The sequence below is a fragment of the Aggregatibacter sp. Marseille-P9115 genome, from assembly GCF_920939465.1.
Taxonomy (GTDB): Bacteria; Pseudomonadota; Gammaproteobacteria; order Enterobacterales; family Pasteurellaceae; genus Aggregatibacter; species Aggregatibacter segnis_B.
The window spans coordinates 364,589-387,314 of the sequence record NZ_OV100759.1 but is presented as its reverse complement, the minus strand read 5'-3'; the positions used below and the strand labels follow the sequence as shown (position 1 = coordinate 387,314).

General features: G+C 43.2%; 18 protein-coding genes and 1 tRNA gene. 11 read left to right on the top strand and 8 right to left on the bottom strand.

Annotation, left to right across the window (positions count from 1 at the left end; genetic code table 11):
* The first annotated feature begins 2 nt into the window (after positions 1-2).
* The 7 genes from LQ983_RS01780 to LQ983_RS01750 all read left to right on the top strand — a co-directional run bounded on the left by LQ983_RS01780 (position 3) and on the right by LQ983_RS01750 (position 6,898).
* The gene (locus LQ983_RS01780; RefSeq protein WP_230621430.1) at positions 3-770 is read left to right on the top strand and encodes a TSUP family transporter; all 768 of its coding nucleotides are present in this window, start codon (positions 3-5) and stop codon (positions 768-770) included.
* A 36-nt stretch (positions 771-806) separates the two neighbouring features.
* Positions 807-1,763, top strand: a complete 957-nt coding sequence (gene lpxM / locus LQ983_RS01775) for a lauroyl-Kdo(2)-lipid IV(A) myristoyltransferase (RefSeq protein ID WP_230621429.1) — start codon at positions 807-809, stop codon at positions 1,761-1,763.
* Positions 1,764-1,854: 91 nt separating this feature from the next.
* A complete protein-coding gene (apt, locus tag LQ983_RS01770; protein WP_111294720.1) occupies positions 1,855-2,397 on the top strand; it encodes an adenine phosphoribosyltransferase in 543 nt (180 codons plus the stop codon).
* Positions 2,398-2,422: 25 nt separating this feature from the next.
* On the top strand, positions 2,423-4,468 hold the full coding sequence (gene dnaX, locus LQ983_RS01765) for a DNA polymerase III subunit gamma/tau (protein WP_230621428.1): 2,046 nt from the start codon (positions 2,423-2,425) through the stop codon (positions 4,466-4,468).
* Complete coding sequence (locus LQ983_RS01760; RefSeq protein ID WP_230621427.1) at positions 4,468-5,346, top strand: endonuclease/exonuclease/phosphatase family protein; 879 nt, start codon at positions 4,468-4,470, stop codon at positions 5,344-5,346. The genes dnaX and LQ983_RS01760 overlap by 1 nt, the downstream gene beginning before the upstream one ends.
* Positions 5,347-5,463: 117 nt before the next feature.
* Positions 5,464-6,180: a YwiC-like family protein gene (locus LQ983_RS01755; RefSeq protein ID WP_230621426.1), complete on the top strand. Its 717-nt coding sequence runs from the start codon at positions 5,464-5,466 to the stop codon at positions 6,178-6,180.
* The gene (locus LQ983_RS01750) at positions 6,167-6,898 is read left to right on the top strand and encodes a tetratricopeptide repeat protein (RefSeq protein WP_230621425.1); all 732 of its coding nucleotides are present in this window, start codon (positions 6,167-6,169) and stop codon (positions 6,896-6,898) included. The genes LQ983_RS01755 and LQ983_RS01750 overlap by 14 nt, the downstream gene beginning before the upstream one ends.
* A gap of 145 nt (positions 6,899-7,043) precedes the next feature.
* On the opposite strand, the gene parC is transcribed toward LQ983_RS01750, so the two are convergent.
* The 3 genes from parC to LQ983_RS01735 form a co-directional block, all read right to left on the bottom strand.
* Positions 7,044-9,296, bottom strand: coding sequence for a DNA topoisomerase IV subunit A (parC, locus tag LQ983_RS01745; RefSeq protein ID WP_230621424.1), 2,253 nt, complete (start codon positions 9,294-9,296; stop codon positions 7,044-7,046).
* A gap of 160 nt (positions 9,297-9,456) precedes the next feature.
* Positions 9,457-11,355, bottom strand: a complete 1,899-nt coding sequence (gene parE / locus LQ983_RS01740) for a DNA topoisomerase IV subunit B (protein WP_230621423.1) — start codon at positions 11,353-11,355, stop codon at positions 9,457-9,459.
* A gap of 124 nt (positions 11,356-11,479) precedes the next feature.
* A complete protein-coding gene (locus tag LQ983_RS01735) occupies positions 11,480-12,643 on the bottom strand; it encodes a cytochrome-c peroxidase (protein WP_230622585.1) in 1,164 nt (387 codons plus the stop codon).
* 196 nt (positions 12,644-12,839) lie between these two features.
* Here LQ983_RS01735 and ytfE point away from each other — a divergent pair, with 196 nt between their 5' ends.
* The gene (gene ytfE / locus LQ983_RS01730; protein ID WP_111294709.1) at positions 12,840-13,517 is read left to right on the top strand and encodes an iron-sulfur cluster repair protein YtfE; all 678 of its coding nucleotides are present in this window, start codon (positions 12,840-12,842) and stop codon (positions 13,515-13,517) included.
* 82 nt (positions 13,518-13,599) lie between these two features.
* On the opposite strand, the gene LQ983_RS01725 is transcribed toward ytfE, so the two are convergent.
* Positions 13,600-13,971, bottom strand: coding sequence for a DsrE family protein (locus LQ983_RS01725; RefSeq protein ID WP_048749642.1), 372 nt, complete (start codon positions 13,969-13,971; stop codon positions 13,600-13,602).
* Positions 13,972-14,175: 204 nt separating this feature from the next.
* Positions 14,176-15,846 (bottom strand): energy-dependent translational throttle protein EttA, encoded by a 1,671-nt coding sequence (gene ettA, locus LQ983_RS01720; protein WP_230621422.1) that lies wholly within the window; start codon positions 15,844-15,846, stop codon positions 14,176-14,178.
* Positions 15,847-16,282: 436 nt separating this feature from the next.
* Between ettA and zevA the strand changes: the two genes are divergently transcribed.
* Positions 16,283-16,915, top strand: coding sequence for a zinc transporter binding subunit ZevA (zevA, locus tag LQ983_RS01715; protein ID WP_230621421.1), 633 nt, complete (start codon positions 16,283-16,285; stop codon positions 16,913-16,915).
* A 14-nt stretch (positions 16,916-16,929) separates the two neighbouring features.
* Positions 16,930-17,952, top strand: a complete 1,023-nt coding sequence (gene zevB, locus LQ983_RS01710) for a nickel/cobalt transporter (protein ID WP_230621420.1) — start codon at positions 16,930-16,932, stop codon at positions 17,950-17,952.
* Positions 17,953-18,082: 130 nt separating this feature from the next.
* Here the strand turns inward: zevB and LQ983_RS01705 are convergent.
* Positions 18,083-18,158 (bottom strand) — tRNA-Asn (locus LQ983_RS01705).
* A 403-nt stretch (positions 18,159-18,561) separates the two neighbouring features.
* Between LQ983_RS01705 and uvrB the strand changes: the two genes are divergently transcribed.
* Positions 18,562-20,604 (top strand): excinuclease ABC subunit UvrB, encoded by a 2,043-nt coding sequence (gene uvrB / locus LQ983_RS01700; RefSeq protein ID WP_230621419.1) that lies wholly within the window; start codon positions 18,562-18,564, stop codon positions 20,602-20,604.
* A 79-nt stretch (positions 20,605-20,683) separates the two neighbouring features.
* Here the strand turns inward: uvrB and LQ983_RS01695 are convergent, their stop codons facing one another.
* Both LQ983_RS01695 and LQ983_RS01690 read right to left on the bottom strand, forming a co-directional pair.
* On the bottom strand, positions 20,684-22,069 hold the full coding sequence (locus LQ983_RS01695; protein WP_109103688.1) for a Do family serine endopeptidase: 1,386 nt from the start codon (positions 22,067-22,069) through the stop codon (positions 20,684-20,686).
* Between the two features lie 190 nt (positions 22,070-22,259).
* Positions 22,260-22,667: a YhcB family protein gene (locus LQ983_RS01690; protein ID WP_109432937.1), complete on the bottom strand. Its 408-nt coding sequence runs from the start codon at positions 22,665-22,667 to the stop codon at positions 22,260-22,262.
* Positions 22,668-22,726: the final 59 nt, after the last annotated feature.

Genomic DNA, 22,726 nt, shown 5'->3' with positions numbered 1-22,726 from the left:
GGATGGAATTTGGTCTTGATATTTTAGCCATTTTATTTGTGGTCGCTTTTGTTGCCGGTTTTATTGATGCGATTGCCGGCGGTGGCGGATTAATTACGATTCCGGCGTTGCTGATGACAGGCATTCCGCCTGCGGTCGCGTTGGGGACTAACAAGCTACAAGCCTGTGGTGGTTCCTTTTCCGCCAGTCTTTATTTTTTACGTAAAAGGGCGGTCAATTTTTCGGAAGTTTGGTTAATCTTGCTGATGATTTTCTTTGGCTCTACCGCTGGAACGATTTTAATTCAGCTGATTGATGCCTCCGTCATTAAAAAAATTCTGCCATTTTTAATTTTAGCCATCGGTGTTTATTTTTTAGTGACCCCTAAACTGGGCGATGAGGATCGTAAACAACGCCTGTCTTACCCGATTTTCGCTTTTTGTATCGGCACATGGATGGGTTTTTATGACGGATTTTTCGGGCCGGGCACCGGTTCTATTATGAGCTTGGCATGTGTGACATTATTGGGTTTTAACTTAGCGAAGGCCACTGCTCATGCCAAAGTCATGAATTTTACCTCTAACTTGGCCTCCTTAATTTTCTTCCTTATTGGGGGGCAAATTTTATGGACGGTCGGTTTGGCCATGATGGCGGGACAATTTATTGGCGCCAATTTAGGCGCTAAAATGGTGATGACAAAAGGTAAAACGTTGATTCGCCCAATGGTGGTGGTTATGTCTTTTATCATGACGATAAAAATGGCCTTTGATCAAGGCTGGTTTAATTTCTAACGGGATAAAGTGCGGTGAATTTCCGCAACGTTTTTTATGACAGATTCTCAACAAAATATTCGTTTAACGGCACGTGTCGGCTATGAGCCACATTTCTCGTGGTCCTATTTAAAACCTAAATACTGGGGCATTTGGCTCGGTATTTTGGTTTTGCTGTTGCTGGCATTTATTCCTTTTCGTTTGCGCGATAAATTCGCCGCCAAGATTGGTCTGTTGGTTGGACATAAAGCGAAAAAGCAACGCAAACGCGCTCAAATTAATTTGCAATATTGTTTTCCGCAATGGTCGGAACAACACCGCGAACAGGTGATTGATGACATGTTTGTTGTGTTGGCGCAAGTGATGTTAGGGATCGCCGAAATTGCGGTGCGTTCAAAAAAACATTTGCAACAGCGTAGTGAATTTATTGGCATTGAACATATTAAACAGGCAAAAGAGCAGGGTAAAAATGTGATTTTGCTGGTGCCGCACGGTTGGGCGATTGATGCATCAGGGATTATTTTGCACACTCATGGAATTCCGATGACATCCATGTATAACCCGCATCGCAATCCGCTGGTGGATTGGCTTTGGACGCTGGCACGTCAACGTTTTGGTGGCAAAATGCATGCGCGCCAAAATGGTATCAAACCGTTTTTGAGTCACATTCGACAAGGACAAATGGGTTATTATTTGCCGGACGAAGATTTTGGGGAAGAACAAAGTGTGTATGTGGATTTCTTCGCGACCTACAAAGCAACCTTGCCGGGCATTAATAAAATGGCGAAGTTGGCAAAAGCCGTTGTGATTCCAATGTTTCCGCGTTATAACGCGCAGCTGGGTAAATACCAAATGGAAATTCATCCGGCAATGACACTGAGTGATGATCCGCAGCAATCTGCTCGCGCCATGAACGCAGAAATCGAAAGTTTTGTCACCGAAACACCGGAACAATATGTATGGATTTTGCAGCTTCTGCGCACCCGAAAAAATGGCGAAGATCTTTATGATTAATGTTCGGCAATCTGTCGATTTATGATAATATGCGCGCCGATTTATAATTTTAATTTGTGTGAAAAAAACAACCGCACTTTTAGGTAAAAAAATGGAAAAACAACTTGCACTTATTGCTTCCTCAATTAAATCCATTCCTGATCATCCGAAACCGGGAATCATTTTTCGTGATATTACCAGCTTAGTAGAAGAACCGGCGGCATTTCGCGCTGCGATCGATTTGATGGTGCAACATTGCAAAGAGAAAGGCATTAATAAAGTCATTGGGACGGAATCCCGTGGCTTTATTTTTGGCGCACCGGTGGCATTGGCATTAAATGTGCCTTTTGTGTTGGTACGTAAACCGGGTAAGTTACCACGTGAAACCATTGCGCAATCTTATGAATTGGAATATGGGCATGACACCTTGGAAATTCATGTAGATTCCATTCAAAAAGGTGATAACGTATTGATTATTGACGATTTATTGGCAACAGGCGGTACCGTTGAAGCCACGGTTAAATTAGTACAACGTTTGGGCGGCGAAGTGAAGCATGCGGCATTCGTGATCAATTTACCGGATCTCGGCGGCGAACAACGCTTACGCGATTTAGGCGTAGAACCTTATACTTTAGTTAATTTTGCCGGTCATTAATTTTCTAAACGGGCAGGGATAAAGCATGAGTTATCAAGTATTAGCAAGAAAATGGCGACCAAAAACCTTTGCTGATGTTGTCGGTCAGCAACATATTTTGACCGCACTTGCTAACGGCTTGCGTGAAAATCGCCTGCATCATGCTTATTTATTTTCCGGCACGCGCGGTGTTGGAAAAACCTCCATTGCCCGTTTATTTGCCAAAGGGCTAAATTGTGTTAACGGTGTGACTGCCGAGCCTTGTGGTGTATGTGAACACTGTAAAGCCATTGAAGAAGGCAATTTTATCGATTTAATTGAAATCGATGCCGCCTCCCGCACCAAAGTGGAAGATACACGCGAGCTGTTGGATAACGTGCAATACAAGCCGGTGTTGGGGCGTTATAAAGTGTATCTTATCGATGAAGTACACATGCTTTCACGCCATTCTTTCAATGCGCTCTTAAAAACTTTGGAAGAGCCGCCGGAATATGTGAAATTCCTGTTGGCAACCACCGATCCTCATAAACTGCCGGTAACGATTTTATCTCGTTGCATGCAGTTCCATTTGAAAGCCTTGGAGCAATCCCAAATTGCCGAGCATTTGGGATACATCCTAAATCAGGAACAGATTCCTTTTGAGTCTTTAGCATTAGATAAACTCGCCAGTGCGGCACAAGGCAGTATCCGCGACAGCCTCAGTTTGACAGATCAAGCTATTGCAATGAGTAACGGTAATATAACGCTCAGTATTGTCAATGAAATGTTGGGTTTATTGGATGAAACCCAAGCCATTGAGATTATTTATGCCTTGCAACAAGGCAATGGCGAAAAGCTTATGCAAGTTGTGAGTGAGGTGGCGAATAAAGCGGGTGATTGGGATGAGCTGTTGCGTGAAGTTGCGGAAAATTTGCACAAGATCGCAATGCAGCAATTATTACCACAAGCCTTGTTAACGGAAGCGGATCACATAGGCTTTTTAGCGAAACATATCGCACCACAGGACGTGCAATTTTTCTATCAAGTAGTGGTGAGTGGTCGGAAAGAATTAAGTTTGGCACCAACGGCGCGCATGGGCGCAGAAATGGTGTTATTGCGTGCGTTGGCGTTTCATCCGAAATTCATTGGTCAACCGCTAAACCTTGAAAGTAGTACACAAGAAAGCTCACCAAAAAATCCATCAAGTGCGGTGGAAAATCGTGTTAAATCTTCTGGTCAAACTGCTTCAGCGGCGATTGAAATGCCCGTGGTTTCTCAGGCGATAAAAGCGCATTATCAAGATCGTAAAAAATCCACTACGAATGAAACCGTGGCAAAAAGCGCGCCACCTCAATCCACGCAATCGGCAGAACCCTTGGTGAGTTCGCCTGTACTTGGTGCATTAAACGGATTAGACCAACTGGATGCCATGCCGAGCAGCCCTTCTCAAGAAAAAAAAAAGTCTGAGCGCCTAGTACAACATTCCTCTGAAAAACTGACCGCACTTTCTCATGCTCCTGACACCTTGGATGCTAAAAGTGCGGTGGAAAATCCGAATGAATCGGAGAGCGAAGAAAACGATTCAGATGGGCTAGGCGAAGATTACCGTTGGGAGTGGAGCAACCCGGAGCTAGCACAGGTTGAACAAGGCCCCAAACCTTCGGACATTAAGGCCGCCATTCTGCAAGACATCACTCCTGAATTACAGCAAAAAATTGTCCATTTAACGGAAGAACAAGATCGCTGGGCACAGTTAATTGAACAAAGCGGTGTGGAAAATCTCACCAAAGAATTTGCGTTAAATACCTTTATTTGGACGGAAAGCGAAGACGCGTTTAAATTGGGCGTACGTTCCAGCCATGCACATTTGAATCAAGATAAGCATTGCAAATTGTTGCAGCAGTCGGTTTCACATGTGTTAGGGAAAGCCATTGCATTGACCGTTGAAATCAATGATGACGAACAGTATCTCACGCCGACGGATTATCGCCGCAAAATTTATGCTCAATTACGGGAGCAGGCGAAACAGGATTTATTGCAGGATCAAAAATTGCAATTATTAGAACGCGAATTTGATTGTAGCGTTGATGTGAAAAGTATTCGTCCGGTGTAATGATGTTTAGAAAACATGCCTTTAAATTCCTCGCGTTTCTCATTTTTCTTATAGCGGCGATTACCGGTTATCTTTTTTATAGCTTAACGATTTTCTCTCCCGTCAATATTCACTTTAGTACGACGCCAAATCTCACCTATCATCCGATAAAAAAACAGGATGAGTTAATTTGTTATCAAGCAGAGCAACCTCTCCCCGAAATCACACAGAAGACATTTCGCTTATTGATTTGGAATTTGCATAAAGGACAAGATGCCGGTTGGCAACAGGCACTGAATCGTTTCGCACAGGGGCGTGATCTGTTGTTATTACAGGAAGTGTTAAACACACAAGAATTGGCAGCGCGATATTCATCGCGATTTTCTACCGCACTTTATGCCAGCGCCTTTGCCTATTTACAACAACAATCCGGCGTTGAAATTCTCTCTCAATTTGCACCGCACTTTTATTGTGCCGGCTCAAAATCCGAACCTTGGATTCGTATTCCCAAAGTGGGTGCGGCGATGAGCTTGGCTCTGTCCCACGGGCAAGCACTGTTATTGGTCAACGTGCATTTGATTAATTTTGAAATAAATCCGACGGCTTATGAAGAACAACTTCGCACACTGATGCAGTTAGTTTCACAACATCAAGGCCCGCTTGTGTTATCCGGTGATTTTAATTCTTGGAACGGTTATCGCATGCGGATCATCCGAGAATTGATAAAGGAATTCGGTTTGATTGAAGTCCCTTTTGCACAAGATCAGCGATTACGTTTTTTAGGCAATCCGTTAGATCATGTTTTTGTGCGTGGGCTGAACGTATTAAATGCGACAACAGAACCAACGGAAAGCTCTGATCATGCCCCGTTGTTGTTGGACGTGGAATTAGCCGATTAAACATTGAATGCAAGTTAGTTTGTTTTTAGTAATAAAAATAATTCGCAAGAGCTATGTTCATCCAAATGAAAAACCTCTAAAATTCGTAAACTTATTAACCAATCGCTCGTCTTATTTATGAAACTACTGATTTCGAATCAACACGGTGCCATCGTCATGGCGCTCATGCCATTTTTATATGGGATGTTGCTCAGCAACCCGATTTGGCAACACGTTTTCTTTTTGCTGGCATGGTTTTCCTTGTATTTAATGACCTATCCGTTTCTGAATTTATTTAAAGGCAGAAATTTGGAACTGTATATCAAATGGTCGTGGGTTTATTTCTTCGCCTGTGTCATTTTTGCTGTTCCGGTTTTGATTTATAACTGGCATACGGCGTTATTTGTGGCAGCCATGTTGCCGTTCGTGTTAGTCAGTATTTATTACGTTAAGCAAAAAGATGAGCGCGCTTTTTTAAATGATTTAGCGGGTATTGTGATTTTTGCCATTGCCGGCATGGGATCCTATTATTTTCCTGACCGCACTTTTGATGACAAAATTTGGCTGGTAGCGCTGTATCCGAGCTTATTTTTTATCGGTACGACCTTATATGTGAAATCCGTTATGCGCGAGCGTAAAAATCCGTTGTATTTAAAATTATCCATCGGTTTTCATGCTCTTTGTATTCTTGGATTTATTTTGGTAGAACAATATCTTATGGCATTGGCGTTTGTGCCGCCATTCATTCGAGCCATTTGGTTACCGCAGAAAAAAATGTCGGTAAAACAAGTGGGTTTCACCGAAATCGGTATTTCCCTGTTGTTCTTTGCTAATTTGCTTTATGCAACGTTATAAAAAGATGATGAAAAAACGGTTAAAGCATTTTGCAATCGGTCTTGGCTTATTTAGTTTTTCTGCACTTGCTGTAGAAACGCCGGTTTTTTCCGTGGTTCAAACCGTGGAAGAAAGCGGGAAACTGTTGCGTAATGAACTTACGAATGATCAGCTAAGAGATTGGGGGCGAGCTTTTTTTCAACGCAATGATATGCCATCCGTGTTTAATGTGATGTATCTTCTTGCGTTGAAAGATGATCGACGCGCACAGTTGGATCTTGGGCGACTTTATTTTCGTGGAGAAGGTGTCGAACAAAACTATGAAAAAGCCTATTGGTGGTTCAGCGAGGCCGCAGAACAAGGAAGCAGAATTGCGGTAACCAATTTAGGGATTCTTTATGCCGGTGGTTATGGTGTCAAAAAGAATCTTAATCATGGCATTTCTTTGCTGGAGAAAACCGCGTCAGCTAATGACTCACAGGCGATGCTCGTTTTAGGCACTCTGTACTATAACGAAATTAAAATTAGAGACTTTAATAAAGCCTTCAAGTGGTTAGAAAAAGGGGCTAAACAAGGTAATGAAGAGGCTATTTTCCGCTTAGCGTTAATGTATGAACGAGGCGAAGGAACAAAACGCAATCGACCGATGGCGATTTCTATTTATAAAGATTTAATCGCACAACAAAGCCGTTTTTCAGAGGAAGCAAAAGAGCGATTAAATATATTGAGTGGTGATTAGCAAAGATAAAAATCCACCTTTTAAGGTGGATTTTTTGTTTGTATTACCGTGATAATGTCAATAAAAAAAACAACCGGAAAACCCACCGCACTTTTCATATAAAAAAGGACGCCAATCATGCGTCCTTTTGAGTCTGAATTTAGCGTTATTCCTCTGGAGTAACCACTTCAATTTCCACGTTGCTATGCAAGCCGCGCGGTAACTGCGTCCCTTTGCGTCCCCGTTCGGCGCGGAATTTCTGTAAATCTTCCGGCTTCAAGGTCACTTTACGTTTACCGGAATGGAAGACGAGGCTGGAATTTTCCTCAATCAACAATAACCGCACCAGCAATTCAGAACGCGCTTTGGCGTTGGCGGACGGAATAGTGACGATTTTGTTGCCTTTGCCTTTGGACAGTTCCGGTAAATCTTGCACCGGGAAAATCAGCATTCGACCGGCGGAGGTAAGTGCCACCAAAAGTGCGGTCGGATTTTTCAGTGTTAACGGTGGTAACACTTTGGCATTTTCCGGTAAGGAAATGAGCGCCTTACCGGCTTTGTTACGGGCGACTAAATCGGCGAATTTACAAATAAAGCCATAGCCGGCATCGGAGGCCATGAGCAACGGCTGATCTTCATTTTCAATCAGCAGCTGATCAACGGTTGCGCCTGCCGGCAGGGTAAGTTTACCGGTGAGCGGCTCGCCTTGGGAGCGGGCAGACGGCAGACTTAGCGGATCCAGTGCGTAACTGCGTCCCGTGCTGTCGATAAACACCGCCGGTTGATTGCTTTTGCCGTAGGCATGTGTCAAATATTTGTCGCCGGCTTTGTAGCTTAACCCTTGCGGATCAATGTCATGCCCTTTCGCGCAACGTACCCAACCCATTTCCGATAAAATCACAGTCACCGGTTCTGTCGGCAGCATTTCGTTTTCTGCAATGGCTTTGGCTTCCGCTCGTTCAACTAACGGTGAACAGCGTGGGCTGGCGTATGTTTTGGCATCCTGTTGAATTTCTTTTTTCAACAATGTATTTAAACGGCGTTCTGAGCCTAAAATCTCTTCCAAAGACGACCGCTCTTTTTCCAGCTCCGCTTGTTCCGCTTGCAACTGATGTTCTTCCAGTTTCGCCAAATGACGCAAGCGCAAGTTCAAAATGGCTTCCGCTTGTGCATCGCTTAAGTTGAAACGTGCCATTAATTCGGCTTTTGGCTCATCTTCGTGACGGATGATCTCGATGACTTCATCAATATTCAAAAAGGCAATCATCAAACCTTGCAAGATATGCAGGCGGGCAAGCACTTTGTCTAAGCGATATTGCAAGCGTCGGGTCACGGTGGTGCGACGGAAAGTCAGCCACTCAGTGAGGATTTCCAACAAATTTTTCACTGCCGGTTTGTAATCCAAACCAATCATGTTCATATTCACACGATAGCTTTTTTCCAAATCGGTGGTGGCAAATAAATGCGCCATCATGGCATCGGTATCTACGCGATTCGAACGTGGCACGATCACAATGCGCACCGGATTTTCATGATCTGCTTCATCACGAATATCTTCTACCATCGGCAGTTTTTTCGCGGTCATTTGCTCGGCGATTTGCGCAATCACTTTGGATGGCGAGGCTTGGTGCGGTAGGGCACTGATAATGATTTCCCCGTCTTCTTTCTTCCATGCTGCGCGCATTTTGATAGAGCCGCGACCTTGCTGATATATTTTGCGAATTTCTTCTTTCGGCGAAATGATTTCTGCCTCAGTTGGGAAATCCGGGCCTTGCACCACGGTCAACAAGTCATCCAAGGTCGTTTTTGGATTATCCAGCAACATCACTGCCGCGTCAGCGATTTCATTAATGTTGTGCGGAGGAATATCCGTTGCCATCCCCACCGCAATCCCGGTGGTGCCGTTGAGCAAAATATGTGGCAAACGTGCCGGTAAATATTGCGGTTCTTCTAAGGTACCGTCAAAGTTAGGCTGATAATCTACGGTACCTTGACCGAGCTCCGCCAATAGCACTTCTGAAATTTTAGATAAACGGGATTCCGTATAACGCATCGCCGCGAAAGATTTCGGATCGTCCACCGCGCCCCAGTTGCCTTGCCCGTCAACCAATGGATAACGGTAAGAGAAGGGCTGCGCCATCAACACCATGGCTTCATAGCAAGCGCTATCGCCGTGCGGGTGGAATTTACCCAACACATCCCCCACAGTACGGGCAGATTTTTTATATTTTGCCGCCGCATTCAGCCCAAGCTCGGACATGGCATAAATAATGCGTCGCTGTACCGGCTTCAAACCATCACCGATAAACGGCAAGGCGCGATCCATGATGACGTACATGGAGTAGTTGAGGTACGCCCTTTCAGTGAAGTGGCGTAGTGGCATTTGTTCGATGCCTTCGTAGTTGATGGAGTCAGTCATGATTTATTTTTGCGTTTTATTTATGTCAATAATATTTGTTTAATTTATTGGCTTTCGCCAAATTTCCCCTCTTTTGTAAAGAGGGGCGAGGGGAGATTTAAAGTGCGGTTGATTTTTGAAATGTTTTTAAGTGTTTGAAAATTTCACCGCACTTTTCTTCTTACACAGTCAAATCTACTTGATCCCCTTTCGCTTGCAACCAATTTTTGCGGTCTTCAGCGCGTTTTTTGGCCAGTAGCATATCCATGGTTTCCATTGTTTCTTGGCTTTCTTCGCCTTGCGCTTCAAAGGTGAGTTGCACTAAACGACGGGTGTTCGGATCCATCGTGGTTTCGCGTAATTGCATTGGGTTCATTTCACCCAGCCCTTTAAAACGCTGTACGTTTGGCTTGCCTTTTTTCCCTTTGAGACGATCCAAAATAGCGTCTTTTTCGCTTTCATCGAGGGCATAGAAGACTTCTTTGCCTAAGTCGATTCGATAGAGCGGTGGCATCGCCACATACACATGGCCTTGTTCTACCAGTTTCGGAAAATGGCGTAGGAAGAGGGCGCAAAGTAGGGTGGCAATGTGTAAACCATCCGAATCCGCATCGGCGAGAATACAAACTTTGCCGTAGCGTAATTGGGATAAATCATCGTTGTCGGGGTCAATACCGAGTGCCACGGCAATGTCATGCACTTCTTGTGAGGCTAACACTTGCTCCGGTGAGACTTCCCACGTGTTCAAGATTTTACCGCGCAATGGCAGAATCGCTTGGTATTCACGTTCCCGTGCTTGCTTGGCAGAACCGCCGGCGGAATCCCCTTCCACGAGGAATAATTCGGTTAGATTGAGATCTTGTGAGCTGCAGTCGGCGAGTTTGCCTGGTAACGCAGGGCCGCTTACCAGTTTTTTACGTACCACTTTTTTGGCTGCGCGTAAACGACGCTGGGCTGAGCTAATAGCCATATCCGCCAACAATTCGGCAGTTTGAACGTTTTGGTTTAGCCATAAACTGAAGGCATCTTTCACAACGCCGCCAATAAACACCGCACTTTGACGGGAGGAAAGACGTTCTTTGGTTTGGCCGGCGAATTGTGGGTCCTGCATTTTAAGGGAAAGTACATAAGCGCAGCGATCCCATAAGTCGTCAGCGGCGAGTTTCACGCCGCGCGGCAATAAATTGCGGAATTCGCAAAACTCACGCATGGCATCCAATAAGCCTTGACGCAAACCGTTGACGTGTGTGCCGCCAAGTGCGGTCGGAATCAGGTTTACATAGCTTTCACCAATGAGTTCGCCACCTTCCGGCAACCATAATAACGCCCAAGATACCGCTTCTTTTTCGCCTTTAAATTCACCGATAAACGGTTGTTCCGGTAAGGTGACTAAACCGTTTACTGCTTCCATTAAATAGTCGTTCAAGCCATCTTGATAAAGCCAAGTGTCTTCGGTGTTATTCACTTTATCGATAAATTTAATTTCAAGCCCCGAACACAATACGGCTTTGGCTCGGAGCAAATGACGTAAACGGCTGACGGAGAATTTTTCGCTGTCGAAATATTTCGGATTCGGTTTGAAATGCACGGTGGTACCGGTCGTGCGGCGACCGCAGGTACCGATAACGGTGAGGTCTTCCACTTTTTGACCATTTTCAAAGGCGATTTTATACACTTCGCCGTTACGTTTAACGGTGACATCAACTCGCTCGGATAAGGCGTTCACCACAGAAATTCCCACCCCGTGTAAACCACCGGAAAACGTGTAATTTTTATTGGAGAATTTACCGCCGGCGTGCAGTTTGCTCATGATGACTTCTACGCCGGATACTTTTTCCACCGGGTGAATATCCACCGGCATACCGCGCCCGTTGTCGATCACTTCAATGGATTGATCTTTATGCAAAATCACTTCGATTTTCGTGGCAAAACCGGCAAGGGCTTCATCCACGCTGTTGTCGATAACTTCTTGTGCGAGGTGATTTGGGCGGGTGGTGTCGGTGTACATGCCCGGGCGGAGTTGTACGGGTTCAAGGTCTTTTAAAACGGTGATTTCGTTGGCGGAATAATTCGTTGTCATAGTCATTCATTAATAAAATCTTAGAAGCAAAATTGCGCGGGATTATAGCAAAAAACAACGGGATTTTTAACCGCACTTTTCGTGCTGAGAGAAGAGAAAAGTGCGGTCATTTTGGCGAGCATTTTTACTGTTGTTTGAGTAGCGTTTCGTAGCGTTCGTCCGTTAAGGTCTTCAGAAAGGCTTCAAGGTCATCCAGTTGTTCATCGCTTAACGGTGGGGCTTTGAGTTCTTCAAGATTCATTGTTTCGGCGTATTCCGGTGCTTCCCAAGGTTGCTGAGTTTCAGGATTCAGTTTACGCGCAGGGTTGTTGAAATGATCGAAATATTCCAACACGGTGCGTAAATGTTTAAACACGCCGTTGTGCATATAAGGTGCGGTGACGGCAATGTTGCGCAGGGTGGGCACTTTGAATTTGCCCTTTTGGCGTTGATCGCCGTTGACCATGGGGTTATCCAATAAACCGTTATCGATAAAATCCTGGCTGAGCTGATTATGTGCGATTAAACGCTGATTTTTAGGCACGCCCATGTTGTAGTAGCGATAATTGGTGAATGTTTCTTCTTTGTGTTCGGCATGTTGCGCTTGATGGCAGTTGCTACAGTTGGTTTTAGTGTTATCAAAAAATAATTGTTTACCACGTTCTTCTTGGGCGGTCATCGCATATTTGCCTTGTAGCGATTTATCGTATTTAGCATCAAAAGGATGCAATAAACGTTTTTCTTGTTGGAATACAGCGAGGGCATCTTCCATGGCAGAATAAACACGATCTACACTTTCCCAAGTCTCTTTACCGTAATGTTGAGTAAAGAGCGTGAGATACATTGGTGTATTGAAAATTCGTTTAGCAACGGAAAGTTTGTCTGGCATGCCCATTTCCACCGGATTGATTGGCGGCCCGCCGGCTTGTTCTGCTAAGTTTTTAGCACGCCCATCCCAGAATTGACCACCCACATAATCCTGAATTTTCTCATCGTAATGAAATTCCGGTGCATAGCTTGCATAAAGCATGGTTGGCGCATTTCGCGTGCCGAACCGCGTCGGATCATCACCTTGAGAGACCATTTTGTCTGCGCTGTTTTCTCGTAAATCAACAAAGGCGGTATCGGGGCTGTGGCAACTGGAACAGTTTTGATTACCATGCAAAGAAAGGTTGTTATCAAAAAATAAAATTTGTCCTAATAACGCCTTATCAATCCCGCCTTTCGGCATTTCTCGGGCTTCTTTTTCTAGCGCCAAGGCAGACATTGGCAGCCATGCGGCAAGTAACATTGTAAATAAACGGTTCATGGTTTGTCCTGGTAATAAAATGATGTTCTTTAGCATACCCTTTTTTCCCTTTTTTCTGTCTTACTCTTTTAAGGTATGACTTTTGACCTGAATCATACAAAATCACTTTTTTTGAAAAAGCGCTTTATCTTCTTGTTAAATAGTTTACTATTTCAGTCGGTTTTTTTTGTTATCCACAATTATGGGGGAAATTATTATGTCTTTTGCCGATAAAAAATTAAGTGAAATTGCGATTTCAATTCCGGGATCAACCGCACTTTTACGTGAATATGATTTAGATTTTTGTTGTGGTGGTGCCGATACATTAGGTGCTGCAGTAGCAGAGAAAAATTTAAATTTAGCGGAAATTGAAGCACGTTTAACTGAACTACAAAATAGTAAAAAACAGGATGATGAGCAACGTTGGTTGACAGCACCTTACGCAGACATCATCGAGCACATTATTCATCGTTATCATGAACGTCACAAACAACAGCTTTCTGAACTTTTTGTCTTGGCTGAGCGAGTAGAATCCGTTCACGGCGATCGTGATGATTGTCCAATTGGCGTTGCTGCTGAAATTCAAAATATTTATGCCGATTTAACTAGTCATATGATGAAAGAAGAGCAAATTTTGTTTCCGATGATCAATATGGGAAATTATGCGATGGCAAGAATGCCGATTCAAGTAATGGAACATGAACATGCTGAACACGGTGAGCATTTGGATGTATTAAAAGCGTTGACCAATAACTTAACGCCGCCGGCAGATGCGTGTAATACTTGGCGTGCCCTCTATAGTGGGATTCAAGAATTTATGGATGATTTAATGATGCATATTCATACGGAAAATAATATTCTGTTTCCACGTGTGATTGAGGAAGGCAGCAGATAAACTTTGTTTCAACAATTTGAAGTGTATAAAGCCATTAAATGCGATGTTTAATGGCTTTTTTATTTGTAACGATATAAAAAGATTAATTCAGTTGAAGTTGTCTTTGTGAAGCAAATAAGGATTCTGTAATAAAGCTGGCAGTCACAATTTCTGCTTCAGGATAAAGGCTTTCTTCGGATACGCCGTTATGTTGCATACAGGAAGAACACACGGCAATTCTACCACCTTTTGCTATAAAGGTATCAATGAGCTCACGAACCGGTTTGAACGGTGCGCCGATGTCGATTTTATCGCCGTAATTTTTAGCGCCGAGATGAACGGCATCGGAAAGCAATAAAATGACAGTGTCTTTGCCTTTTTCTAGGGCGTTTATTCCGACAGTAAAAGCAATAGTAACATTATTTGAATCGCGCTCATGGGCAGTTAATGTAATTAATAAATCAATGTTTTTCATGATGTTTCCTCTACGTTTGGGGTTATTAAATAAAACAATTTATATATTTACATTTTTTGATTTTAGAGGGTTTTATTTCATTTGACTGTGATTAAAATCACAAAATGAGAAATAAGTGAAATGTGGTTGTAAATATGTTGAGGAAATATAAAAAATAACCCCAGATTCAATGAAGTCTGGGGTTAAGGGTTAAACGACAAAGGCTTATTTCGCAATACGTTTATATTTCATGCGGTGTGGTTGAAGGGCTTCGGCACCGAAGGTTTTCTTCTTCCATTCTTCATAATCGGAGAAGTTGCCTTCATAGAACGTCACTTTGCCTTCGTCGCCGTAGTCTAAAATATGTGTAGCGATACGGTCTAAGAACCAGCGGTCATGGGAGATGACCATAGCACAGCCCGGGAATTCTAAAATCGCATTTTCCAATGCGCGTAAGGTTTCCACGTCAAGGTCGTTGGTCGGTTCATCCAGTAACAACACGTTACCACCGGCTTGCAACAATTTCGCTAAGTGTAAACGGCCGCGTTCACCACCGGAAAGTTCACCCACGCGTTTTTGCTGATCCACGCCTTTGAAGTTGAAGCGCCCTACATAAGCACGGCTTGGAATTTCAAAGTTACCGATAGTTAAAATATCTTGTCCGTTAGAAACTTCTTCCCACACGGTTTTCTTGTCGTCCATGGCATCACGGAATTGATCCACGGAGGCCAACACGACCGTTTCACCTAAGATAATAGAACCTGAATCCGGTTGTTCTTTGCCGGAAAGCATATGGAATAAAGTCGATTTACCCGCGCCGTTTGCCCCGATAATCCCAACGATAGCGCCTTTCGGAATACTGAAAGACAAATCATCGATTAAAGTGCGGTCGCCGTAAGATTTACTTAAATGTTGCACTTCAATCACTTTATCGCCTAAGCGTGGACCAGGTGGAATAAAGAGTTCGTTGGTTTCGTTACGTTTTTGATATTCGCCGGAATTAAGTTCCTCAAAACGAGCCATACGCGCTTTGCTTTTTGCTTGACGACCTTTTGGATTTTGGCGTACCCATTCCAATTCTTTCTCAATGGATTTTTGGCGGGCAGATTCTTGCGCTTGCTCTTGTGCCAAACGTTTTTCTTTTTGTTCCAACCAAGAAGAGTAGTTGCCTTCCCAAGGAATACCTTCACCGCGGTCAAGCTCCAAGATCCAACCGGCAACGTTATCTAAGAAGTAACGATCGTGGGTAATTGCCACCACAGTGCCTTCGTAGTCGTGTAAGAAACGTTCTAACCATGCCACGGATTCCGCATCCAAGTGGTTGGTCGGTTCGTCTAATAACAACATATCCGGTTTTTCGAGCAATAAACGGCAAAGTGCCACACGACGGCGTTCACCCCCGGATAAATGTTCGATTTTGGCATCCCAATCAGGCAAACGTAACGCATCAGCGGCGCGTTCTAATTGGTTATCCAAATTATGCCCGTCATGCGCTTGAATGATGGCTTCCAACTCGGCTTGCTCCGCGGCAAGTTTGTCGAAATCTGCATCAGGATCGGCATATAAGGCATAAACTTCATCTAAACGCGTTAATGCACGTTTAACGTCACCCACGGCTTCTTCAATCGCCTCACGCACAGTTTGTTGCGGTTCAAGTTTTGGTTCTTGCGGAAGATAACCGATTTTAATGCCGGGTTGCGGACGCGCTTCCCCTTCGATTTCTTTATCAATGCCCGCCATAATGCGAAGCAACGTGGATTTACCTGCGCCGTTTAAACCGAGCACACCAATTTTGGCGCCCGGGAAAAAGCTTAGGGAAATATCTTTTAGAATATGACGTTTCGGCGGAACCACTTTGCCTACTCGGTGCATCGTGTAAACGAATTGTGTTGACATAATTTTTCTCTGGTTAAGGGGAAAAGTGCGGTCATTTTTGTCGATGTTTTTACATGCGGAATGACCCTAAAGAAACAATAAAGCATAAAAATCATTGTCATGATTCAGGCGGCTCATTCTACTTGATGTTTGCCGTTGTGCCAATTTATCGCAGTAAAATTTTAGGCATAAAAAAACCTCTCCGAAGAGAGGTAGGAAAGTAGTTTAGCTATTTATGATTATTTTATTTAGGAACTTTATGAATATCAAGCAATCACTTGATGGTGCTGAATGTTATCGATTTTTCAGTGAGAAGCAAAATGCAAAATTAGGTTTGTTTGATATAAATCAGAAAAAACGGGTGATTTTTTCATGATGGATGCTTTTTTGAGCGCACTGTGGTGCATTTTTATTTATGCTAAAATAATGAAGTCAAATTTACCGGGAAGGTGAACCAGTGAAAAAAATAAGTTTATTTTTGATAACGTTAATTTGTGCCCAAACGCTTTTTGCGCATCCTCATGCCTTCATTGACATGAAAACGAAGGTGTTGGTGGACAAACAACAATTAGTCGGTTTTTCAATGCAATGGATTTTAGATGAGCCCAGTTCAGCCGCTGTGTTATATGATGTAAAACAAGCAAAAGGTGACAAGAAAGCATTGCAGAAATTGATTGATGAGGTTATCGGCAATGTGGTCAATGAACATTACTTTAGCTACTTATTTGATAAACAAGGTAATAAAGTAAAATACAGCGCAAAACCTCAAAATTACGGCATGAAGAGCAGTGGGGCGCAGGTGTTGTATTATTTTGATTTTATGTTGTCAAAACCGCAGCTTTTGCAGAATAACGAATTTACATTAAGTACTTACGATCCGACGTATTATGTTTCTATGTATTACGATCAGCCTTTTCATTCGGCTGTCGATTTTTCTCAATTACCGGAAAATTGTCATGGCGAAGTGCTGGAGCCTGATGTTAATGAAAAGCTCAAAGCTTACGCTTCCTCGTTAGATCAGTCTCAACGCAACGAAGATGACACCCTTGGCGCGCAGTTTGCACAAAAAGTGCGGTTAATTTGCAAATAGTTTTTAAGAGATTCATGAAATCCCGTTTATTTTATTTCCTATTGTTAGGCATATTGCTACTTGCCTGTATTTATTTGTTTCCATGGTTATTTTCCCATGTTGTACTCTGGCAACGGGAATTTAATCAACTCATCTCTGCTTATTTACATGCCATTAAACAACAGCCGGTTTATGCCGGCAGTCTGCTCATTTTAGTGAGTTTTTTATATGGTGTGTTTCACGCCTTGGGGCCTGGGCACGGCAAGTTTATTATTGCCGGCTATTTAGCGACTCACCAGACGAAGCTTGCACGTAGTATGCAAATCACTTTCTTCTCTTCTTTAGCTCAAGGATTGGTTGCCATTTTGGCGGTGTCTGTGGTGGTGTTGATTTTGCAGCTTTCCTCCGCCTACTTCAATTTAAGCCAATTATGGTTGGAACGAACGGCTTATGTTTTGGTGATTTTGCTTGGGCTGAGTTGGTGTTGGAAGAGTGGGAAAATCCTGTATAAACAACATCGACAGAAAAAACAGAAATTACATATTCATAAGATTCAACGCGCTATAACAAATGAGATACGAACTGCTGAAAAAAGTGCGGTGGGGATTTCAACTGTTTTTGCAGAAACTCATACGGAACACCATGCTAACTGTGGTTGTGGTCATCAACATATTCCGGATCCCGACGCTTTGAATCAAAACGTAAATATAAAGGAAAGCGTATTGATTATTTTGAGTATCGGCATGCGACCTTGCTCCGGTGCGATTTTTGTTTTGTTCCTTGCTTATATGTTGGATTTGTTCCCTTGGGGCATCGCGGCAACTTTAGCGATGTCGCTTGGCACGGGAATCATGTTATCGGCATTTGCTTTGTTGGTGCGTTATGCTCGCTCAACGGCGATTAAAATCGGGCAATGGTATCGCCGACCTTTTGCAAACATAGATATAGAAGCTGTGGCGAAATGTTTTGCCGGTGTCATATTGATTTTCTTTGCGTTAGCGTTGATTTATGGAACGACTTTGCCGGTAAGCGGAGGTGCGACATTATTTGCGAGATAAAAAGAGGCGAGAGTAAAAAGGATTCAGCAGAAAAAATAAAAGCCCATAAGGAGGCTATGGGCTCAAACTCTTTTGGTATACTTTAGCTTTTATAAAAGGAGACAAATAAAAACTATCCAAAAGAAAAAACTGGCTCCTCCTGCTGGACTTGAACCAGCGACATATGGATTAACAGTCCACCGTTCTACCGACTGAACTAAGGAGGAATAAATTTGGTATCAAAAGATAGGTCGCGTATCTTACTTATCCACCTATAGGTTGTCAACACCTAACCTAAAAAATATTTCCCTGTTTTTCGTGCGATATTTCTATCCACAAAGTCTGTGGATAAGTTTGTGAGTTATTATTTTAAAAAGCATCCCATCCTCGATAAAATCAGGCTTTATTGAAATTCGATATAAAATTGATTGTAAAATGACATTTATTTATTTTTCAAATAGTTAACAAAAATCTAGAGAAATTTTTAAAAATTTTTTATAAATTTGTGATTTCGACCACTTGACAAATATAACTCTGTGTAAAACTTCATTTTTTATCACTCAATGTGGCGTGATAAATGTGTTAAAATGCGCGGCATTTAGAATATACCGTAAAAAATGACCTCACTTTATGTCAGAGAAAATTAACACCAAGCCTTTTATCCTTCATTCCGATTTCAAACCCTCCGGTGATCAGCCACAAGCTATTGCCAAACTTGCCGAAAATTTAGAAGACGGCTTGGCTCACCAAACCTTACTGGGCGTTACGGGTTCCGGAAAAACCTTTACGATTGCCAATGTGATTGCGCAGTTAAACCGACCGGCCATGTTGCTTGCGCCAAATAAAACCCTTGCGGCTCAGCTTTATGCGGAAATGAAAGCCTTTTTTCCTGAAAATGCGGTGGAATATTTCGTTTCTTACTATGATTATTACCAGCCGGAAGCTTATGTGCCGAGCAGTGACACCTTCATTGAAAAAGATGCGTCCATTAACGATCAAATCGAGCAAATGCGTTTGTCGGCTACCAAATCTTTTTTGGAGCGTCGAGATACTATCGTGGTTGCCTCGGTTTCCGCTATTTATGGTTTGGGCGACCCGGATTCTTATTTGCAAATGATGTTGCACTTGCAGCAAGGGGCGATAATCAATCAGCGTCAGATTTTGGCGAAGTTGGCAGAATTGCAATATACGCGTAACGACCAGGCGTTTCAGCGCGGTACATTTCGTGTGCGCGGGGAAATTATCGATATTTTCCCGGCAGAATCCGATGAGCGCGCAGTACGTATCGAATTATTTGATGATGAAATTGAGCGCTTGAGTCTTTTCGATCCACTCACAGGAAGCAGCTTTGGTATCGTGCCACGTTTCACCGTGTATCCAAAAACGCACTACGTCACACCGCGCGAGCGCATTTTAGATGCCATTGAAAAAATCAAAGTGGAACTGGCGCAACGACGGGAATATTTCATTAAAGAGAATAAATTGTTAGAAGAACAACGCATTAGCCAACGTACTCAATTTGATATTGAAATGATGAACGAATTGGGCTATTGCTCGGGGATTGAAAACTACTCACGTTATCTGTCGGGCAGAAATGAAGGTGAACCGCCGCCGACCTTATTTGACTATATGCCGTCTGACGCCATTTTAATTATTGACGAATCTCACGTCACGGTACCGCAAATCGGTGGGATGTATCGTGGCGACCGTTCCCGTAAAGAAACGTTGGTGGAATATGGTTTCCGTTTGCCTTCGGCGTTGGATAACCGCCCGTTACGTTTTGAGGAATTTGAACGTTTGGCTCCGCAAACCATCTATGTTTCGGCTACCCCGGGGCCTTATGAGCTAGAAAAATCCGGTGCAGAAATTATCGATCAGGTAGTGCGCCCAACGGGCTTACTGGATCCGCAAATTGAAATTCGTCCGGTGTCTATTCAAGTGGATGATTTGCTTTCTGAAGCGCGTCAAAGAGCGGATAAAAATGAGCGCGTTTTAGTGACAACGCTGACTAAAAAAATGGCGGAAGATTTAACGGATTATTTGGATGAACACGGGATTCGTGTGCGTTATTTGCACTCCGATATTGATACGGTGGAGCGTGTGGAAATTATCCGTGATTTGCGCCTAGGCGAATTTGATGTATTGGTCGGGATTAACTTATTACGGGAAGGCTTGGATATTCCCGAAGTGTCCCTCGTGGCGATTTTAGATGCAGACAAAGAGGGCTTTTTGCGCTCCGAACGTTCCTTAATTCAAACCATCGGACGTGCCGCGCGAAACTTGAATGGTAAAGCGATTTTGTATGCGGACAGCATCACTAAGTCTATGGAAAAAGCCATTACGGAAACCAATCGCCGCCGTGAAAAACAAACGAAATATAATGAAGAACACGGCATTGTGCCGCAGGCGTTAAATAAAAAAGTGGGTGAATTGTTAGATATCGGTCAGGGCGCCAATCAAAAAGCGAAAGCCAATAAACAACGCGGAAAAATGGTGGCAGAACCAACCGCACTTTATGCACTACCTACATCTCCGAAGGAATATCAACAACAAATTAAGAAATTGGAACAGCAAATGTATAAATTTGCGCAAGATTTGGAATTTGAAAAAGCCGCTGCGGTGCGAGATCAATTACAGCAATTGCGGGAAAGTTTTATGTTATCCGGCGAGTAAAAGTGCGGTCGTTTTTCTCGGTGATTTTTATAATAAAAAAGGCGAAATCAATTCGCCTTTTTTGTTTTTTAAAAATGCTTTATTGCACTAATAAATAGAAATTACTGTCACCACGGATGATATTTAACGCAATAGCAGATGGTTTGCTATCCAAGGCTTTGCGCAATTGACCTAAGTTTTCAACTTTTTGGCGGTTAATACCAATGATCACATCGCCATTTTTCAAACCACGTTGTTCCGCTAAGGAGTTTGGTTTGATTTTACTAATAGACACGCCTTTTACGCCTTTTTCATCGTAGTTATTCAATTCTGCGCCGTCTAATGCCGGTAATAGGCTATTGGCTGTGGTTTGGTTTTGATCGTCTGATTGTAACGTAACTTTGGCGGTATTGGATTTGCCATCGCGTAAATAGGTCAGCTCAATTTGTTTACCCGCACCGGAAGTGGCGATTTTGGCACGCATTTCCGCAAAGCTAGAAATCGCTTGTCCGTTCATTGCCGTGATGACATCACCGGCTTTTAAGCCTGCTTTATCGGCGGCAGAGCCCGGCATTACTTCGCTCACGAAAGCGCCTTTTTTCGCTTCAATGTCAAAAGCTTGAGCTAAATCGGCATTTAATTCTCCGCCCTTAATGCCTAACATACCGCGACGAACTTCACCAAATTCAAGAATTTGTTGTACGAGATTGTTCGCCATGTTGCTCGGAATAGCAAACGCAATACCCGCATTGCCGCCACTTGGGGAAATAATGGCGGTATTAATACCAATGAGTTCCCCGTTTAAATTGACGAGCGGACCACCGGAGTTACCACGGTTTACAGCCGCATCGGTTTGAATATAGTTTTCATATGTGCCGCTGTCAGAACCCATGGAGCGACCTAAAGCAGACACGATACCGGAGGTCACGGTTTGTCCTAAGCCGAACGGATTACCAATCGCAACCGTGAAATCGCCTACGCGTAATTTATCGGAATCGGCGAGTTTAAGTACGGTCAAATTTTTCGGATTTTCTACTTGAATCAATGCTACATCAGACATTTCGTCAGCACCGATCACTTTCGCTTTAAATTCGCGGCCATCGTGTAATTGCACGGTAATTTTGTCGGCATCTTTGATCACGTGGTTGTTTGTTAATACATACCCTTTTTCCGCATTAATAATGGCACCGGAACCAATGCCTTTGAAATTACGCGGTGCGCGATTGCGATCGAACATATCCGGGCCAAAGAAGAATTTAAATTCTTCCGGAATATCATCATCCATTTCAGCTGAACGGTTTGTTTGTTTTCCTTCGACGGAAATAGACACCACGGAAGGTAATACTTTTTCCAGCATCGGTGCCAAGCTTGGGAGTTGTTGTCCCGCTACGATGGCAACAGGCGTTTCTGCTTGGCTCATCATTGGGGTAGTTAAAATGCTTAATCCGAGCGCAATACCGGTTAAAACAAAATGGCGTTTTTTCATTAAATGTTCTCCAATCAAAAAATAAAAAACGAAATCTCAATGAGTTTCGGTGATGACTATGACAAGTAAAATGGTTGAATGTTCTCAGTTTTTTTATTTAATTCATGAAAAAAAAGAAAAGTGCGGTGACTTGTTAAAATGAATGTTAAGAAAAATAAAAACGCCCTTCAATTGAAGGGCGCTTGTTGAATTATCTTTCTGCTTTGAATAAACCTGAAGAACCTTCGGAATAGTCTTTCGGTGGATCTTCTGTTTTAGACGGGGAAACGTTGCCTTTTTCATCCAGTAAACTGTGTTGAAACAAGGTGCTGTCATTCAATTCCGGCAGTAGTTGATTCGAGGAGCGAGCAAGATGTTGGTACAGTTTTTGATAATCTTGTGCGAGAGATTTCAACAAATCGGCGCTTTCCGCAAAATGTTTTTCCAATTGTTGTTTTTGGCTTTCCAATTGCTCTTTTGCGACTCGCAATTCCGCTTCGGTTTTCACTTGTTTTTTGGCGGACTCTTTTGTGAGTCGTAATAAGAAATAACCAATAACAAAACCAACCACTAAACCAATTAACGCGGCTTGCCACATTTCAGCTGCCCAAGTTTGCATAAAGAACCTCCTCTAATTTATGTGAAACAATTAGTTGAATCATAGCCTGAACCGCTTTC

Coding starts and splice junctions, on each gene's coding strand:
- LQ983_RS01780 (WP_230621430.1), top strand. CDS start 3: ATGGAATTTGGTCTTGATATTTTAGCCATTTTATTTGTGGTCGCTTTT.
- lpxM (WP_230621429.1), top strand. CDS start 807: ATGACAGATTCTCAACAAAATATTCGTTTAACGGCACGTGTCGGCTAT.
- apt (WP_111294720.1), top strand. CDS start 1,855: ATGGAAAAACAACTTGCACTTATTGCTTCCTCAATTAAATCCATTCCT.
- dnaX (WP_230621428.1), top strand. CDS start 2,423: ATGAGTTATCAAGTATTAGCAAGAAAATGGCGACCAAAAACCTTTGCT.
- LQ983_RS01760 (WP_230621427.1), top strand. CDS start 4,468: ATGATGTTTAGAAAACATGCCTTTAAATTCCTCGCGTTTCTCATTTTT.
- LQ983_RS01755 (WP_230621426.1), top strand. CDS start 5,464: ATGAAACTACTGATTTCGAATCAACACGGTGCCATCGTCATGGCGCTC.
- LQ983_RS01750 (WP_230621425.1), top strand. CDS start 6,167: ATGCAACGTTATAAAAAGATGATGAAAAAACGGTTAAAGCATTTTGCA.
- parC (WP_230621424.1), bottom strand. CDS start 9,296: ATGACTGACTCCATCAACTACGAAGGCATCGAACAAATGCCACTACGC.
- parE (WP_230621423.1), bottom strand. CDS start 11,355: ATGACAACGAATTATTCCGCCAACGAAATCACCGTTTTAAAAGACCTT.
- LQ983_RS01735 (WP_230622585.1), bottom strand. CDS start 12,643: ATGAACCGTTTATTTACAATGTTACTTGCCGCATGGCTGCCAATGTCT.
- ytfE (WP_111294709.1), top strand. CDS start 12,840: ATGTCTTTTGCCGATAAAAAATTAAGTGAAATTGCGATTTCAATTCCG.
- LQ983_RS01725 (WP_048749642.1), bottom strand. CDS start 13,971: ATGAAAAACATTGATTTATTAATTACATTAACTGCCCATGAGCGCGAT.
- ettA (WP_230621422.1), bottom strand. CDS start 15,846: ATGTCAACACAATTCGTTTACACGATGCACCGAGTAGGCAAAGTGGTT.
- zevB (WP_230621420.1), top strand. CDS start 16,930: ATGAAATCCCGTTTATTTTATTTCCTATTGTTAGGCATATTGCTACTT.
- uvrB (WP_230621419.1), top strand. CDS start 18,562: ATGTCAGAGAAAATTAACACCAAGCCTTTTATCCTTCATTCCGATTTC.
- LQ983_RS01695 (WP_109103688.1), bottom strand. CDS start 22,069: ATGAAAAAACGCCATTTTGTTTTAACCGGTATTGCGCTCGGATTAAGC.
- LQ983_RS01690 (WP_109432937.1), bottom strand. CDS start 22,667: ATGCAAACTTGGGCAGCTGAAATGTGGCAAGCCGCGTTAATTGGTTTA.